This is a genomic window from Holdemania filiformis DSM 12042, from assembly GCF_000157995.1.
In the GTDB taxonomy this organism is placed as follows: domain Bacteria; phylum Bacillota_I; class Bacilli_A; order Erysipelotrichales; family Erysipelotrichaceae; genus Holdemania; species Holdemania filiformis.
Genome location: NZ_GG657562.1, coordinates 269,109 through 284,591, shown reverse-complemented (window position 1 = coordinate 284,591; position 15,483 = coordinate 269,109). Strand labels below are relative to the sequence as shown.

13 protein-coding genes and 1 pseudogene are annotated in these 15,483 nt (G+C 49.1%); 12 read left to right on the top strand and 2 right to left on the bottom strand.

Annotated elements, in window-relative coordinates:
- The 3 genes and pseudogenes from HOLDEFILI_RS19960 to HOLDEFILI_RS17180 all read left to right on the top strand — a co-directional run.
- Nucleotides 1-250 (top strand): annotated as a pseudogene (locus HOLDEFILI_RS19960) (hypothetical protein); the annotation flags it as partial.
- Nucleotides 251-368: 118 nt separating this feature from the next.
- Complete coding sequence (locus tag HOLDEFILI_RS17185) at nucleotides 369-1,652, top strand: M20 metallopeptidase family protein (protein ID WP_006061185.1); 1,284 nt, start codon at nucleotides 369-371, stop codon at nucleotides 1,650-1,652.
- Nucleotides 1,652-2,539 (top strand): RluA family pseudouridine synthase, encoded by an 888-nt coding sequence (locus HOLDEFILI_RS17180; RefSeq protein WP_006061184.1) that lies wholly within the window; start codon nucleotides 1,652-1,654, stop codon nucleotides 2,537-2,539. The genes HOLDEFILI_RS17185 and HOLDEFILI_RS17180 overlap by 1 nt, the downstream gene beginning before the upstream one ends.
- Nucleotides 2,540-2,650: 111 nt before the next feature.
- Here the strand turns inward: HOLDEFILI_RS17180 and HOLDEFILI_RS17175 are convergent, their stop codons facing one another.
- Nucleotides 2,651-3,364: a PTS sugar transporter subunit IIA gene (locus tag HOLDEFILI_RS17175; protein WP_006061183.1), complete on the bottom strand. Its 714-nt coding sequence runs from the start codon at nucleotides 3,362-3,364 to the stop codon at nucleotides 2,651-2,653.
- On the bottom strand, nucleotides 3,351-4,535 hold the full coding sequence (locus tag HOLDEFILI_RS17170; RefSeq protein ID WP_039865388.1) for a BglG family transcription antiterminator: 1,185 nt from the start codon (nucleotides 4,533-4,535) through the stop codon (nucleotides 3,351-3,353). The genes HOLDEFILI_RS17175 and HOLDEFILI_RS17170 overlap by 14 nt, the downstream gene beginning before the upstream one ends.
- Nucleotides 4,536-4,755: 220 nt before the next feature.
- Here HOLDEFILI_RS17170 and HOLDEFILI_RS17165 point away from each other — a divergent pair, with 220 nt between their 5' ends.
- The 9 genes from HOLDEFILI_RS17165 to HOLDEFILI_RS17125 all read left to right on the top strand — a co-directional run bounded on the left by HOLDEFILI_RS17165 (nucleotide 4,756) and on the right by HOLDEFILI_RS17125 (nucleotide 15,470).
- On the top strand, nucleotides 4,756-6,201 hold the full coding sequence (locus HOLDEFILI_RS17165; protein WP_006061180.1) for a glycoside hydrolase family 1 protein: 1,446 nt from the start codon (nucleotides 4,756-4,758) through the stop codon (nucleotides 6,199-6,201).
- An 11-nt stretch (nucleotides 6,202-6,212) separates the two neighbouring features.
- Nucleotides 6,213-7,646: a glycoside hydrolase family 1 protein gene (locus tag HOLDEFILI_RS17160; RefSeq protein ID WP_006061179.1), complete on the top strand. Its 1,434-nt coding sequence runs from the start codon at nucleotides 6,213-6,215 to the stop codon at nucleotides 7,644-7,646.
- Nucleotides 7,647-7,649: 3 nt separating this feature from the next.
- Complete coding sequence (locus tag HOLDEFILI_RS17155; RefSeq protein WP_006061178.1) at nucleotides 7,650-9,098, top strand: glycoside hydrolase family 1 protein; 1,449 nt, start codon at nucleotides 7,650-7,652, stop codon at nucleotides 9,096-9,098.
- A 280-nt stretch (nucleotides 9,099-9,378) separates the two neighbouring features.
- The gene (locus tag HOLDEFILI_RS17150; RefSeq protein ID WP_006061176.1) at nucleotides 9,379-9,708 is read left to right on the top strand and encodes a PTS sugar transporter subunit IIB; all 330 of its coding nucleotides are present in this window, start codon (nucleotides 9,379-9,381) and stop codon (nucleotides 9,706-9,708) included.
- The gene (locus tag HOLDEFILI_RS17145; protein ID WP_006061175.1) at nucleotides 9,701-10,963 is read left to right on the top strand and encodes a PTS sugar transporter subunit IIC; all 1,263 of its coding nucleotides are present in this window, start codon (nucleotides 9,701-9,703) and stop codon (nucleotides 10,961-10,963) included. Before HOLDEFILI_RS17150 ends, HOLDEFILI_RS17145 begins: the two co-directional genes overlap by 8 nt.
- Nucleotides 10,964-10,970: 7 nt before the next feature.
- The gene (locus HOLDEFILI_RS17140; protein WP_006061174.1) at nucleotides 10,971-11,297 is read left to right on the top strand and encodes a PTS lactose/cellobiose transporter subunit IIA; all 327 of its coding nucleotides are present in this window, start codon (nucleotides 10,971-10,973) and stop codon (nucleotides 11,295-11,297) included.
- A 51-nt stretch (nucleotides 11,298-11,348) separates the two neighbouring features.
- A complete protein-coding gene (locus HOLDEFILI_RS17135) occupies nucleotides 11,349-12,206 on the top strand; it encodes a Cof-type HAD-IIB family hydrolase (RefSeq protein ID WP_006061173.1) in 858 nt (285 codons plus the stop codon).
- A gap of 185 nt (nucleotides 12,207-12,391) precedes the next feature.
- The gene (locus tag HOLDEFILI_RS18625; protein ID WP_006061172.1) at nucleotides 12,392-13,183 is read left to right on the top strand and encodes a MerR family transcriptional regulator; all 792 of its coding nucleotides are present in this window, start codon (nucleotides 12,392-12,394) and stop codon (nucleotides 13,181-13,183) included.
- A 205-nt stretch (nucleotides 13,184-13,388) separates the two neighbouring features.
- Complete coding sequence (locus HOLDEFILI_RS17125) at nucleotides 13,389-15,470, top strand: FAD-dependent oxidoreductase (RefSeq protein ID WP_006061170.1); 2,082 nt, start codon at nucleotides 13,389-13,391, stop codon at nucleotides 15,468-15,470.
- Nucleotides 15,471-15,483: the final 13 nt, after the last annotated feature.

Below are 15,483 nucleotides of genomic sequence, written 5' to 3'. Positions count from 1 at the left end.
CGATACCCTGATCGATCACGAGCCTTGCTACAACCCGGAACGCCCGTATTCCAGCGTATTTGTCGGACGGCGTAAGGAACAAGCGTATCAGCATTCGATGGAATGGATCATCGAACGGTATCAAGGCGCAATCATCCAGCGGATCGCGATGGATCCGGCGCTGGCGGAAGCGATGGGCGACGAGGTTCTGATCGCCCGGTTCCCGACTGAGCAGCAGGTGTTTGATTTCTATGCCGACTGCGTCCGCTAAGACAAAGCGAACGCTTGTACTCAAAGAAAAAGCAGAGTCTTCCTGATCCGGCGGAAAGTTTCAGCCTGTCAGGAAGGCTGTTTCGTGAAAGCGATAGTGAAAAAGCGAGGAGAAGATCATGACAATTCAATGGAATGAAGAAGCGCAGCGCTTAAGCGATCTTTGCATCGATCTGCGCCGTCAGCTGCACCGCCATCCGGAATTAAGCTCGCACGAGGAACAGACGGTCGCACTGATCGATCAATTCTTACAAGCGCAGGGCATCCGCACGCAGATCGTCGAGCACGGCGGAGTGCTGGGCTGGATCGAGGGCGGCAAGCCAGGCCGGACCGTCATGTTAAGAGCGGACATCGATGCGCTGCCGATCCAGGAAGAAAAGACCAACGGCGGCGGATCGCAGAAAGCGTGCGTCAGCGAGATTCCCGGCGTCCAGCATGCCTGCGGCCACGACGGCCATACCGCGATGTTATTGACGGCGGCCAAACTGCTTCAGGCCCACCGGGAGACTCTGGAAGGCACGGTGCTGTTGTGTTTTGAACGCGGCGAAGAAGCGACGATGAATATTTATCATATCATGAAGGCGTTGGAAAAAGCAGGCGTCGAACCGGACAGCGTGTTTGGTCTGCATGTTTCCCCGCATACTCCGGCCGGGACGCTGCAAATTCAGGCCGGGCCGCTGATGGCGGGGATGTTTTCCTTCCATGTGCGGCTGCAGGGACGCGGCGGACATGGCTCCCGCCCGGATCTGTGCATCAATCCGATCGATTGCTATGCGGCGATTGGTCAGGCGCTGAACGCGCTGCGGATGCGCACGGTCAGTCCGTTTGAGCCGCTGACGATTTCCACGGGTCTGGTTCAATCCGGAACGAAGTCCAACATTCTGCCGGATACCTGCGTATTTAAGGGCACGGTGCGGTTTTATAACCGGGAAGTGGGACTGGCGTTTCAGGCCAAGCTGCGCCACGTTGTCGAACACATCGCGGAAGCCTACGACTGCACGGCAAGTTTCGATAAGCTGAACGCGCCGGGCTTCCCGCTGAACAATGATGCGGACTACGCGAAAACCGCGGCTGAGGTCTGCGGCGAAATGTTGGGAAAAGAAGCAGTAATCCAGGCTGAACCGTGGATGGGCACGGACAGCTTCCCGCTGTATTTGCAGCGGATGCCGGGAGTTTACGCCTTCTTAGGCATGCGCAATGAGGAAAAAGGCATCATTGCCGACGTGCATACCAGTCGGCATGATCTGGACGAAAGCGTACTGTGGAAAGGGGCAGCCGCGCATGCGGCCTGCGCCGAGGCGTTCTTAAAGCAAGCGCGGCCGCAGACCTGGAAGCCGAATCCGCTCGATCTGGACACTCTGTTTGAGCAGGCGGGCTATCTGTTTCCGGAAGGCCGGGACTGATGACGCTGCGGATCGATACGCCCTGGCTGCGGTTTTCCGTCTCCGCGGAAGCCGAAGGTCAGACGATCGCGGAATTACTTGCGCCGTGGGGATGTTCCAAGGCTGCACGCTACAAACTGGAAATTGAACAGAAAATTACGCTGAATGGTCAGCCGGTACGACAGAGTGCGAAGGTAAAGGTCGGCGACGAGCTGGCGCTGAAGGTGTTTCAGCAGGAGGAGTCGGATTTTGTTCCGTGGGCAATCCCGGTCAGGATTTTGTATGAAGACGAGCTGATCTTGGCAGTGTCCAAGCCGGCTGGCATGATCGTCCATCCGGATAATAAAGGGAAGACCGGCACGCTGGCCAACGCGGTGGCGGCGTATTATCTGCGAACCGGCCAGCATTGCACTGTCCGGCCGATTCACCGGCTGGACGAAGGCACCAGCGGGATCGTGCTTTTCAGCAAGTGTCCGTTCTTTCAGCCTAAGCTGGATCAGGCTTTGGCCCAGAAGCAGATCGCCCGCACGTATCTGGCGGTGGTCAGCGGCGTCATGAAGCCGAAGGACAGACTGACGCTTGACAAACCGATCGGCCGCGACCGGCATAACGCGAAGGCCTATCGGATTTCCCCGACCGGCAAGCCGGCGGTGACCCATGTCGAAGTGCTGCGCTGCCGGCAGAAGGAGAAACAGACGCTGGTCCGCTGTCAGCTGGAAACCGGACGCACACATCAAATCCGCGTCCATCTGGCGTCAATTCAGCGGCCGGTCGTCAACGACCCGCTGTATAATCCCCGGCCGGTTCAGGGCCGGATGAAACTGCACGCGTGGAAATGCGCCTGGACAGATCTTGTCAGCGGCCGGCAGGTGGAAATCACGGACGAGCCGGAAACGGAATTTTGGTAAGTTGAAAAAACACAGAAATCTTCTGCAGATTCTGTGCTTTTTTAATTTTAGGCTTTAAAATTACTTCTTACGAAATTGGTTTTGAATATAAGTTAGTGTGATCCATTTCCTTTATTCATCAAACAATTCGTTAGACAGCTTTTCAACGAAGTCATCATAGGTGTTAATGGAAAGACACTTGAGAATATTGGAATTTTCCGAGAAGAATGGAATGATATTGTCCACAATGGTTTTGAAGAAGTTTTCGTCACCGGTCTTAACGCCGATCAACAAGACAATATTCACTTTATGATCGTCCCAATAAACCTGTTCGTCGTTGATCATGATCGCCATGAAGGAGTTTTTGCAATTACTGTAAAGTGAGTGCGGGATCGCGATCGAGCTGTCGTAAGCGGTGGAAGAAAGCTGTTCACGGTCAAAGACTTCTTTTTTAAACTCGCTGTGGCAAAGACCTAATTTCTGCGCGTCATCCGTCATCATGTTGATGATATTCTCATAACCCTCAATCTGAATGTTGCGGTAGAATAACTTCTCTGACAGGAAATGCTTCAAAGATTCTTTAAAATTCTGCTTGCGCTTGCGAGTCCGCAAAGTTTCAATAAAACGATGAATTTCATCAAAATTCCGCGGCGATAAAATCTCGTCAATATACATAATGGGGATATCTTCATTTTTTAAGAACGGATAATTCGTAATGATGAAGTCCACATTGTGCGGCATCTGTTCAATGAATTTGGCGTTAAACGAAGCGACGATGTGCAGCGAATCCTCAAATTTGCGGGCAATCTCATCGATTTGCTTCGTAAAGTAATCATAGTAATTCATGTGGACAAAAACACAAGGTCAGTTTGTCGTTGGAGATGTAGTTGTCATTGATATACGCGCCGATATGAATAGCTAAAAAAGCAATTTCACTGTCCGGAACCTTGATGTAATCTTCTTTAAACAGCTCTTTGACAAAATGGACGGACATTTCATAGACGAACGGATATTTGGTTTTGATCGTTGCCAGCATCGCGTTGCTCTGAGGATTCGCACTTTGAATGCGATCGATCATCAGCATTGCGTGAAGGATGATTTTGACTTTGAAGGCTTCGCTGAACTGCGACAAATGATAATAATTTTCCAGCTTTAAAAGAGCCAGCAGCGTGCGGTCAATGATCGGCTGAGGTACAAATTTCGCGATATTGTCCAGACTGATGTCTTCCTGATTAAAGAAAGTGCAGTTATTCCGGACGATCAGCGCAAGATAATGCATTTCATAATCATTGATGCGGATATTAAAGAAATTCTCAGTAATCGCTTTAATTTCAACGAATAATTTATTTTCAGAGAATATTCCATAAGCTGGGGCGATATCCTTTTCTAAAGTGTTGTTATCATGAATCCGCTCGGCAAGAATACACAGATAGATAATCAGCGTGATCAGATTATAATCGTTGATGTAAACGTCATAGCGGTCGAGAATCGTCGTCAGCTGTTCAACAAAGCTCTTTAAATTCGGAATGTTGGAAAAGTAGAAATTATTGCTCGTATCAAAAAAATTATTGTTTTCTTTTTGCAGAAGATTGGATAATAACCGGCGTTTATTCACTTCCGAGCCTTCCAGAAAGATCATGTTCCGTTTTCGGCCCAGCGTCAGGTCATATTTTGAGATACTTCGCTTTACCTGCTTCAGCAGTGTTTCCAGATAAGAATCTGAAATAAACATGGAATCGGCCAGATAATAGGTTGTAACGTCGCCGTTTTCCACAAGTAGGTTTTTTAAGATATAGTTGACCCGGCTTTTGGCGTCGTCGTTAAAGAATAAAGAGTTTCGTTCATTTTCAATATTGATCTCCGGATTCAGCATATAGCCTTTATTGGAAGAAAGGATCAGATTCTCCTTATAATCATTGATGCGTTTGACATAATTGGTGATTGTTTTTGTGGACACACCAAAAATATCGGCAAGTTTCGCCGCGTCGCACCCGTGATTATTTTTTTCCAGCAGCAATAGAAGCTCTTTATTCGATATTTTCATGAACAAATTATAACATGATTTAAATTTATTCGATTTTAATTTATTTCTTCGGGATGGGAAAAAAACAGCCTATTAATTATTTCTCAAACAACTCTTTTTTTTATGCGCTGGAAATCCTCCAGGCTGTATTCCAAATGAAAAAAAGGAAAGATCAGCGCTCTCTTTATAATGAAAGTACGGAGGTGGAAGAAACATGAATCGGACACGAACAACGTTTCCAGCGGATTTCTTATGGGGCGGCGGATTTGCCGCAGCGCAGATGGAAGGCGCCTATCTGGAGGGAGGAAAAGGGCTGTGTATTTCAGATCTGACGCAAAACGTCGCGGATCTGCCTTTAGCGAAAAAAGGAAATAAAGAAATGACGTCGAATATCATCCAGGCAGCGATCAAAGATACGGAAGGCAACTATCCTAAACGCCGCGGGATTGATTTTTATCATACTTATAAAGAGGATCTGCGGCTTTTAGGAAAATATGGATTAGGTCTGAAATCTTACCGCACATCGATCAACTGGGCGCGGATTTTCCCCAATGGCGACGATGCTGAACCCAATGAGGAAGGGCTGCGATTTTACGATGACTTGATCGATGAGATTCTTGCCAACGGAATGGAACCGATGATCACCATGAGCCATTATGAAATGCCGGTCAATCTGATCCTGAAATACCGGGGATGGTATCAGAAAGAAACAATCGATTGTTTTGAACGCTACGGTCAGGTGATTCTGGACCGGTATCATGACCGGGTGAAGCTGTGGATCAATGTAAACCAAATCAATCTGATTTCGCATGAATCGATTTTGCATCTGGGCATTCCCAGCGATACCGTGAACAAGATGCAGGAAGCGAAGTATCAGGGTGTCGTGAATGAAATGATCGGCTGTGCCCGGATCAGTCAATACGCGCATGAACATTATCCGGACGTTAAAATCGGTTGTATGCTGTGCGGCGGTTACGACTATCCCGCGACCTGCAAACCGGAGGACGTATTGGCAGCCTTGCGGCATAATCAAATGGAAGTTTTCTATAGCGACGTATTGCTGCGCGGAAAGATTCCGGGGTATGCCTGGCATTATTTCGAGGAAAAAGGTTACCGGATTGAAATCAGCGAAGAAGAAGAGGCCATGCTTAAAAACACGAGCGATTATTTCACATTCTCCTATTATTATTCCGGAATTGTGGATCAGGCTCATTTTGAGGAGGGCAACCGCGTCGCCCTCAATAAAGAGATTCCGGCGACAGACTGGGGCTGGAGTATCGATCCGACAGGCCTTCGCATTTTGTTAAATGTGTTCTATGACCGCTATCAGTGTCCAATTTATATTACGGAAAACGGCATCGGACTGATCGATACCTTGGATCCGGACGGACACATTCATGATCCTCAGCGTGTGGATTTCTATCGTAAACACATCGAAGCGATGAAAGCAGCGATCGCGGACGGCGTCGGTCTGCGCGGATACTATGTCTGGGGACCGCTGGATATCGTCAGCTGCTCCAGCAGTGAGATGAGTAAACGTTACGGTTTTATTTACGTCGATCTTGACGATCATGGTGCGGGCAGCGGCAGGCGGATAAAAAAAGACAGTTTTGCATGGATGCAAAAAGTCATCGCGACGCATGGCGAAGACTTAGCTTAAGGAGGCAGATAATGAAAAATCAACACGGTTTTCCGAGCAACTTTTTATGGGGCGGCGCAATGGCGGCCAGTCAATGTGAAGGCGCCTGGGATCAGGATGGCAAAGGGATGATTCTGGCGGAAATTGATCACAACAGCGGCGATTATCAAGGCTTGGCTTTTCCGCTTCGGGATCAAGCCTATCTGGAGCATTTTAAAAATGATAAGGAAACAGATTTTCCCAAACGCCGCGGCATTGATTTCTATCACACGTACCGTGAAGATCTGGCATTGTTGAAAGAAGCGGGTTTCCGCTGTTTCCGGACATCGATTGACTGGGCCAGAATCTTTCCCCACGGCGACGACGAACAGCCCAACATGCTGGGCGTAACTTTTTATGACGATCTGCTTGCGGAAATCCGGGCAAAGGGAATGGAACCTGTGATTACAATTTCCCATTACGAACTGCCGGCGGATTTGGTAGAACGGACAGGGGGATGGAAAAGCCGGGAATTCAACGAGGCCTTTATTCGTTTCGCCCAGTTTGCGATTGAACGCTGGCATGACCAGGTGCGGTATTGGGTCGTCATCAATCAGATCAATCTGGCTGAATTGCTGCCCTTTGAAACCTTGGGGTTATGGGAAAGCGAGGGTCAGAATTTCTGGCAGGAATATTATCAGGCGATTCATCATCAGCTGGTGGCCTGCGCCCGGGTCAAGCAATTTGCCAAAGCCTATCCGGATTGCAGGATCGGAACAATGAACGCGGATATGAGCGCTTATCCCAAGACTCCGCATCCTGACGATGTCATCGCTGCAATGAAGCATAACCGGATGAATTATTTCTATACCGATGTGGCGTTCCGCGGACATTATCCAGGCTATATGCTGCGCTATTTTGAAGAAAATGAAATTCATCTGGATATCCGGGAAGGAGAACTTCAGCTGCTTGACGAAAACCGCATGGATTTCTTCGGTATTTCCTATTATTTCACATTGTGCAAGGATCATACCTGTACTCTCCGGCAGGAAAGTACGGTCGATAATCCTTATCTGGAAAAGACGAAATGGGGCTGGGCGATTGATCCGAAGGGTTTTTATTACAGCCTGTCGCAGTATTATGACCGTTACGAAGTTCCGATCTTTGTGCTGGAGAACGGTCTGGGCTGCCATGACACTGTAGAAAACGGTGAAATTTATGATGACTATCGCATCCATTATTTAAAAGAGCACATTTGTGAAATGAAAAACGCGGTCCTGGATGGCGTGGAAATCCTCGGTTACTGCATGTGGTCGCCGCTGGATATCGTTTCTGCTTCCAGTTCACAGATGTCCAAGCGCTATGGTCTGATCTATGTCGATCTGGACGATCGCGGAGCAGGCAGCGGCAAGCGGATAAAAAAGGACAGCTTCAACTGGTACCGGCAGGTTATTGCGTCAAATGGGGAAAACTTAGAGGAGGAGTGATTTATGCTTCAGTTTGAACAATTTCCAAACGATTTTATCTGGGGCGGAAGCATTGCCGCCCATCAATGTGAAGGGGCCTGGCAGGAAGACGGCAAGGGTCCCAGCGCGATGGATTATATGACCGGCGGCAGTTATGAAAAACCGCGCCGTGTGACCAAAGAACTGATTCCAGGCGAATACTATCCCAATCATGAGGGCATTGACTTCTATCATACCTATCCGCAGGATATTGAATTGTTTAAGGAAATGGGCTTTAAAGCCCTGCGGATTTCGATTGACTGGTCGCGGATTTATCCTCATGGCGATGACGCTGAGCCTAACCGGGCGGGGCTGGACCATTATTCGAAGGTCATCGACAAACTGATCGAATGCGGTATCGAACCGATTGTCACGCTGTATCACTTTGAAATGCCGATTCATGTCGTGCGTGAATATAACGGCTGGCTGAACCGGAAAACAATCGATCTGTTCGTGCGCCATTGCAAGACGGTGATGACGGAATACAAGGGGCGGGTCAAACGCTGGGTGACGTTTAATGAAATCAATCACATCGATCCGGCTTCAGAATTTGACGCCATCTTCACGTATATGCTGGCAGGAGTTGAATACGAAGCAATTCGGAATCCAAAGCAGGATCTGGCTCGGATCGGTTATCACATGACGCTGGCCAGCGCCAAGGTTGTCGCCATAGCGCATGAAATTGATCCTGAAAATCAGGTAGGCGGCGTATTTGGCCTGACCTGTTTCTATCCGCAGACATGCCATCCGCAGGATAATCTGCAGGCTTTCTTTGATACCAACCGTGATTATTATCAGATGGACACCTTTGTCAACGGCCTATTCCCACGTTACAAACTGGCGGAATATGCCCGCAGCGGTATTTGCTTAGAGATCAGCGAGGAAGACCGCCTGACCCTGTTGAAAGGGAAAATTGACTTTCTGGGTCTGAATTACTATTCTTCCTCCGTCAGTCCTTCCGTGGTTCAAAAGGAAGAGAGTGCCGTCGGCAGCGTGTTTGCGGGGATTACCAATCCCTATCTGGAAGCCAGTGACTGGGGTTGGAAAATTGACCCGGTTGCATTGCGTCTCATTCTGAATCAACTCGACCGCCGCTATCACGGCATCCCGATGATGATTACGGAGAATGGCCTGGGGGCGGTTGATAAGCTGGAAGCGGACGGCCAGGTGCATGATCCCTATCGGATTGAATATCTGCGGAAACATTTTATCGAAATGAAGAAGGCAATCGCCGACGGCGTCAATCTGATCGGCTATCTGATGTGGGGACCGATTGATTTAGTCAGCGCTACAACAGGGGAAATGAAAAAACGCTACGGCTTCATCTATGTCAATAAGCAGGATGACGGCAGCGGCGATCAGCGGAGAATTAAAAAAGATTCGTTCGCCTGGTATAAGAAAGTCATTGCCACCCAGGGCGCAGATTTAGCGTAAATCCAAAATGATATTCGAGGGACAAAACTTGTCCGGCAATGGATTCCGAAGGGTTTATTCCGAGTCGGAAAGCAAGAGAAAACGGAAAAGATCAGGTCAAAATCTGTCAAAAGCCGCAAAACATTCCGCGCACACGGAAAAAAATGACAGTTCACTATTTTACTGGTGAATTGGCTTTCTAAAGCCAGAAAAAAGGTTAACGAAGACTCCGAAATAAAACCATAGGAAGAAAATTTTCAATGATACAATACAGTTATCCAAGGGAAGGAGATCAAGGATTATGAAACAATACGGCGTACTGCTGATCTGCGGCGGTGGATTCAGCAGCGGATTTATGGCCAAATCACTGCGCGAAAGTGCGGCGAAAAAGGGTCTGACCATGGACGTTCAGGCTCGCAGCGAATCGATGGTCGAAGATTACATTGAGGACGTGGACGCGATTATGGTCGGCCCGCATCTGAGCTATCTGATGGAGGATATCTCAGCGACCTGTGAGGAATACGGCGTGACGCCGATTCTGATGAAACCGGATTATTATAAATCGCTGGACGGCAATGCTTGTCTGGAACATTTGCTTGAACGTTTAAAAGAGGATGGGAAATATGAATAAGCTATTAACTTTATTTGAACAGAAACTCGTTCCAACGATGAATAAACTGACGCGCAACGTCTGGATCAATGTCCTGAAGGATTCGTTAATGCAGACGCTGCCGATGACGCTGTTAGGGTCAATCTTATGCCTTTTGACAGTGCCTGGTGATCTGCTCGGCTGGGAATGGTGCTGGAATTTCTGGACGCCTTGGAATTGGACGATGGGACTGTTGAGCGTCTTCATTGCGGTTCTGATCCCGTTGAATTATCTGGAAAAAAAGAAATTGAGAAGACAGCGTGTCGCGGCGATGATGACTTCGATCGCCTGCTTCTTCATCATTGTGAATCCGATTGTTTTGGAAGATGGTGTTTTGGGTCTGGCGCAGACAGCGCTGGGTGCCGGCGGCATGTTAGCGGCGATGCTCAGCGGCGTCTTAGCTTCGATCGTTTTAGAGAAATTCGGCAAGTTTTCGTTCTTCAAGCAGGATTCACCGATGCCGGATTTTGTCCGCGCCTGGTTTGACCAATTGCTTCCATGCGCAATCTGCGTTATCGGCATGTGGTTGTTAGTCGATATGGCCGGCGTTAACGTCTTCCATCTCTTGCAGGCGGCCTTCTCGCCGATTGCCAAAGTCGCTCAGACCTGGTATGGCATGGTTATCCTGCTGTTCATTGAAGCTTTTGTTTACTCAATGGGGATTTCCTGCTGGGTGATGTCCCCGATCACCAATCCGATCCTGACGATGGCGATTGTCGCCAACATCGAAATGGCCCGCAACGGTGTCACCGACGTCGCACTGCTGAATCTGTATACCCAGGCTACAATTTACTGCGCCTACTATGCTTTCGGCGGGATCGGCAACACGCTGGCGCTGAACCTGATGTCGCTGCGTTCGAAATCCAATAAGATTAAAGGCTTAAGCCGCGCCAGCATCGCCCCGAGTATCTTTAATATCAACGAACCGATCGTCTTCGGCATGATCGCCTGGAATCCATTCCTGATGGTTCCAATGTGGCTGAACGGCATCATCACACCGCTGTTGATGTGGCTGTTTACCAAGATTATACCTTTCGCCCCGATTCCGGTTACTGATTTCTCGGGATTCTGGTGTATGCCGTTCCCGTTTGTCACCTGGTTAGGCACGCAGTCGCTGAACGCGGTGATCCTGATGTTAGGCTTGTTTGTGGTTTCCTGGCTGATTTACTATCCGTTCTATAAAGTTTATGAGAAGCAGGAAATTGAGAATGAGCGGATTGCGTTAGAAAGCAAATAGGCAGCCTATGGATAATAAAATTGTAGAAACCTCGTTCGATATCATCTTCAATGCCGGCGAGGCCCGCACCGAGTGCGAAAGAGGCTTAAAAGCGCTGGAAGAATTGGATTATGAAACCGCGGAAAATCATTTAAAGACAGCGAATGAGTTTATTGTCAAAGCCCATACGAAGCATACTGAAATCCTTCAGAGTTACATCGGGGAGATGGAAGGCCAGCCCTTTTATATGATTTTCTCTCATGCGCAGGATACGTTGATGACAATTAACAGCGAGATCCTGATCGCGAAGCATTTAATCAAGATTTCGAAAGCGTTATACGATAAAATTAAATAAACGGGATAAGGTGTATCGCAAGACCGATACACCTTATTTTAAAGGAGAACTATGATTAAGTTGATTGCATGTGACGTTGACGGCACTTTGTTGGACGATCAGGGGCAGCTGGATCCGGAAACGAAAGCTGCGATCCGGGAAGCGGAAAACCAGGGAATTCAATTTCTGATATGCAGCGGGAGATCTTATTTTGAGGTGCAGCTGTTGCTGGAAGAATGCGGATTAAAAGCGGAGGCGATCTGTTTAAATGGAGCGGATCTGCGCGATCGCTGCGGCGTTAATTTAAAAACGCATTTTATTGATGATCAATATGTTGATCAAATGCAGACCTTGGCGGATCAACGGGGATATATTGTAGAATTCCATTGTCAGGACCAAACCTATTTAACCTGTTCTCAGGAAACTTTATATCAGGCGTTTTATACTTATGAGACAAAAGATAAAGACTGGGATGAGGCTGCTGCCCGTGCTTATTTTCGTCGGTTATGGTACTACAATGAAACGAACTATAATCAGCCCTTAGCGAAGATTAAGCAACGAAAAGTCGTAAAGATCGAATTCATTTATCTTCCGGATCCAGATTATCAAGAGCTGTTCCATCAACTAAGCGGTCAGAATATCAATGTGACCAGCGGATTTTGTTTCAACAACATTGAAATCAACGATAAAAAAGCGACGAAAGGAAACGCCTTGAAAGAGTATTGTGAACTCAAGGGGATTGCGGAGAAAGAGACGGTTGTGATTGGCGACAGCTATAATGATATGAGCATGTTTGAGTTATTTCCCTGCAGCGTAGCGGTAGCGAATGCGGCGGATGATTTGAAGCGTTGTGCTCGTTATGTAACAAAAAGCAATAACGAACGAGGAGTAGAACGGGTCATCCGGGCTATTTTGGAGAAGAACCGTTGATTTATTAGATCATTGACTTCAGAGCGACACATCGGAATTTCCGGTGTGTTTTTTTCATTCTCGATTTCAGATACGATTTTAAGTGAAACTTTTAAAGCGAAGAAAAGGTTATAATTATGATATGATAAGAGAAAACATTATCAGAGCCGGAAATAGGGCGAATAGAAAGAATACAGGAGGCATACATGAAGGTCAATGAGTTTGCCCGTCAACTGGGAATTGTCAGCAGTAAGGTGCGTTATTATGATCGGATGGGCCTGATTCAGGGAGAACGTCAGGACAACAATTACCGGAATTTTACGCCGCAGGACGCGCTGAATATATATCATGCCCAAATGCTGCGCAGTTTTGATATGAGTATTCAGGAATCACTGAACGCTAAAAATGAAGAACTGGATCAAATTGACGAATGGGTCGGCGCGCATGCTGAGTCGCTGGAGGAACAAATCCGCTGGCAGGAAATCAAGCTGCTGCGGTTAAAAGAAATGCAGGCCTATTTTCAGATGATTAAAGAAGGGCGGGAACGCGTCGCTCAATTCTCCCGTGACAACAGCTATAATGTCTGGAATTTCGGGTTTGGGGCCGTCAGGACTCCGGGGGTGCAGAAGGCCGTTGAGATTCTGTCTGAGAATATGCCATTCTCGTATATTGCGATCAAAATCGGACTGCAGAGCGTGCTCGAGGACCGCCGGCCATTGGATGTCAGTATCGGTTTGGGTATTCTGGAACGCAATAAAAAGAAGCTGGACCTAAAGCTGCCTGCCGAAGTGGAGCGAAAAGAAGGCGGTGAGATTCTGCAGTACATGCTGGAGGTTTCCGATCCGTTTCAACTCACCTGCCAGGATCTCAGACCGCTGCTGGAGGAATGCCAGCGGCGCGGGAAACCGATCGGTCAGGATTTGATCGGCCGGATTTATTTAAGCTATATGAAAAACGGCGTTTTTGTTCATGGAATCGGTTTGGCGGGTGAAATATAAGCATACAAAGTGTGTCTGTACCGATGGCAAACCAGTTTGGATGAGGGAAAGTCCTTAAAATGTAAAAATAGGGATTGTTTTTCAATCAACGAATCTGGAACACGGTTCGTTTTCCATTTCTTCTGTTTGTTCGTTCACAAACTTGTTGACCTGTAAGCAGCTAACAGGTTTACAATATTTACGATTCATAACAGGAGGGAAAGTCATGAAGAAATTTTGTCTTTCTGTGATTCTGGCTCTGGCGATGACGATGAGTCTGACCGGCTGTTCACAGACACCAAAACAGGAACCGGCGAAAACCGGGGACACGATGTCCGGAGTGTTCACAGGCACGTCAACGGGCATGCAGGGACCGGTCAGCGTCCAGCTGACTGTGGAAGAAGGAAAGATCACCAAGGCTGAAGTGACGGAATGTCATGAAACCGCAGGGCTGTCCGATGTAGCGCTGGAACGGATTCCGACTCAGATCGTCGAACATCAGACCTTTGATTTAGACACTGTTACCGGTGCGACGCTTTGCAGCAACGCGTTAATGCGGGCGGCTGAGGATGCGGCGACCAACGCCGGTATGGATCTCAGCGCGCTTAAGGCGAACGCTTATCACGCGGCAGCCGGCGAGGCGGAAACGTTATCCGCGGACGTCGTCGTTGTCGGCGGCGGCGGAGCGGGATTGAGCGCTTCGATCGCGGCGGCACAGGAAGGCTCGAAGGTCATCCTGATCGAAAAAAGTTCGTTCTTGGGCGGCGATACAATGATGGCCGGCGGCGCGTTCAACGCGGTTGACCCGGAAGCGCAGGCGGAGCGCGTTTTATCGGAAGCGCAGAAAAATACGCTGGATTCCTATCTGGCGCTGTCGACAACCGACGCAGATCTGCATCTGGATCAATTCCCGGAATGGGCGGAAGTCCTGACCACGCTGCAGAGCGATATCCAGGCTTTCTATAAGGCGAATGCCGGCAAGACGGCAGGCAAGGACATGCCGGGCTTCGATTCAATTTCTTTGCACATGTGGCATATTTATACGGGCGGACTGCGGCAGATGAACGACGGCCGCTGGATCGCTTCAGACATCGATCTGGCCCGCACCTTAGCGGAAAGCGCGCTGAATTCTTATGACTGGGCGGGTTCAATCGGCGTCGGCACAGCTTCCCATGCGGGGGCCGGGGATTCACTGTATACCGTATTAGGCGCAATGTGGCCAAGAACCCATGCTTACACCGCAGGTCTGCCGTTAATTCAGGTACTGCAGAGCGCGGCTGAAAAAGAAGGCGTAACGATTTATACGGAAACGGCGGCGAAGTCGTTGATCGTCGATGACAACGGCCGCGTTACCGGCGTTCAGGCTGAAAAAGCCGACGGAACAGCGGTAACATTGGAAGCGGGACACGGCGTTGTGCTGGCCAGCGGCGGCTACTGCGCGAATCCGGCAATGGTCAAACAGTATGACGAATACTGGGGCGACGATCTGACCGACCGCACCTTGACGACCAATGTTGGCACCAACACTGGCGACGGTATCGTGATGGCGATGGAAATCGGCGCGGATACGACGGGTCTGGGCGTTTCCCAGCTGATGCCTTCCTCTTCTCCGATCAAGGGCACGATGACCGACGGCATCTGGGCTGACGCATCAGAACAGATCTGGATCAACGGCCAGGGTGAACGCTTTGTCGACGAATACGCGGAACGCGACGTTCTGGCCAAAGCTTCGCTGACACTGGATAACGGCATCTTCTACATCATTTACGCCGGCAGCGGCATGAAGGAAGCCGATGGCTTATGCAAGGGTGCTTCACCGGAAGAAGGGCTGTTCGGCACGACCATTCAGTCGATGGTCGACAACGGTCATGTCTGGTATGGTTCAACTTTAGCGGAACTGGCGGAAGCGTCCAAGACTGCGGCGGGCGGAGCGACTCCGGCGTTTACGGAAGAAGCGCTGCGCACGGTCATCGAAAAATACAACAGCTATGTTGAAAATCAGAACGATCCGGATTTCGGCAAGGAAGTCCTGGCCGGCGCGATCGATCTGGAAGCGATTGAGAACGATCCGAACGTCGGTATCGTCATCTCGCCGCGGAAGGCTTCGCTGCACCACACAATGGGCGGCGTGGTCATCAATACCTCGGCGGAAGTCTTGAACGCCGAGGGTCAGCCGATCGAAGGCTTATGGGCAGCCGGCGAAGTTACCGGCGGTATCCATGCGGGCAACCGTCTGGGCGGCAACGCGATCGCCGATATCTTCACCTTCGGTATGATTGCCGGTCAGAACGCTGGCAAGGCTCAGTAACTCGTTTTATAAA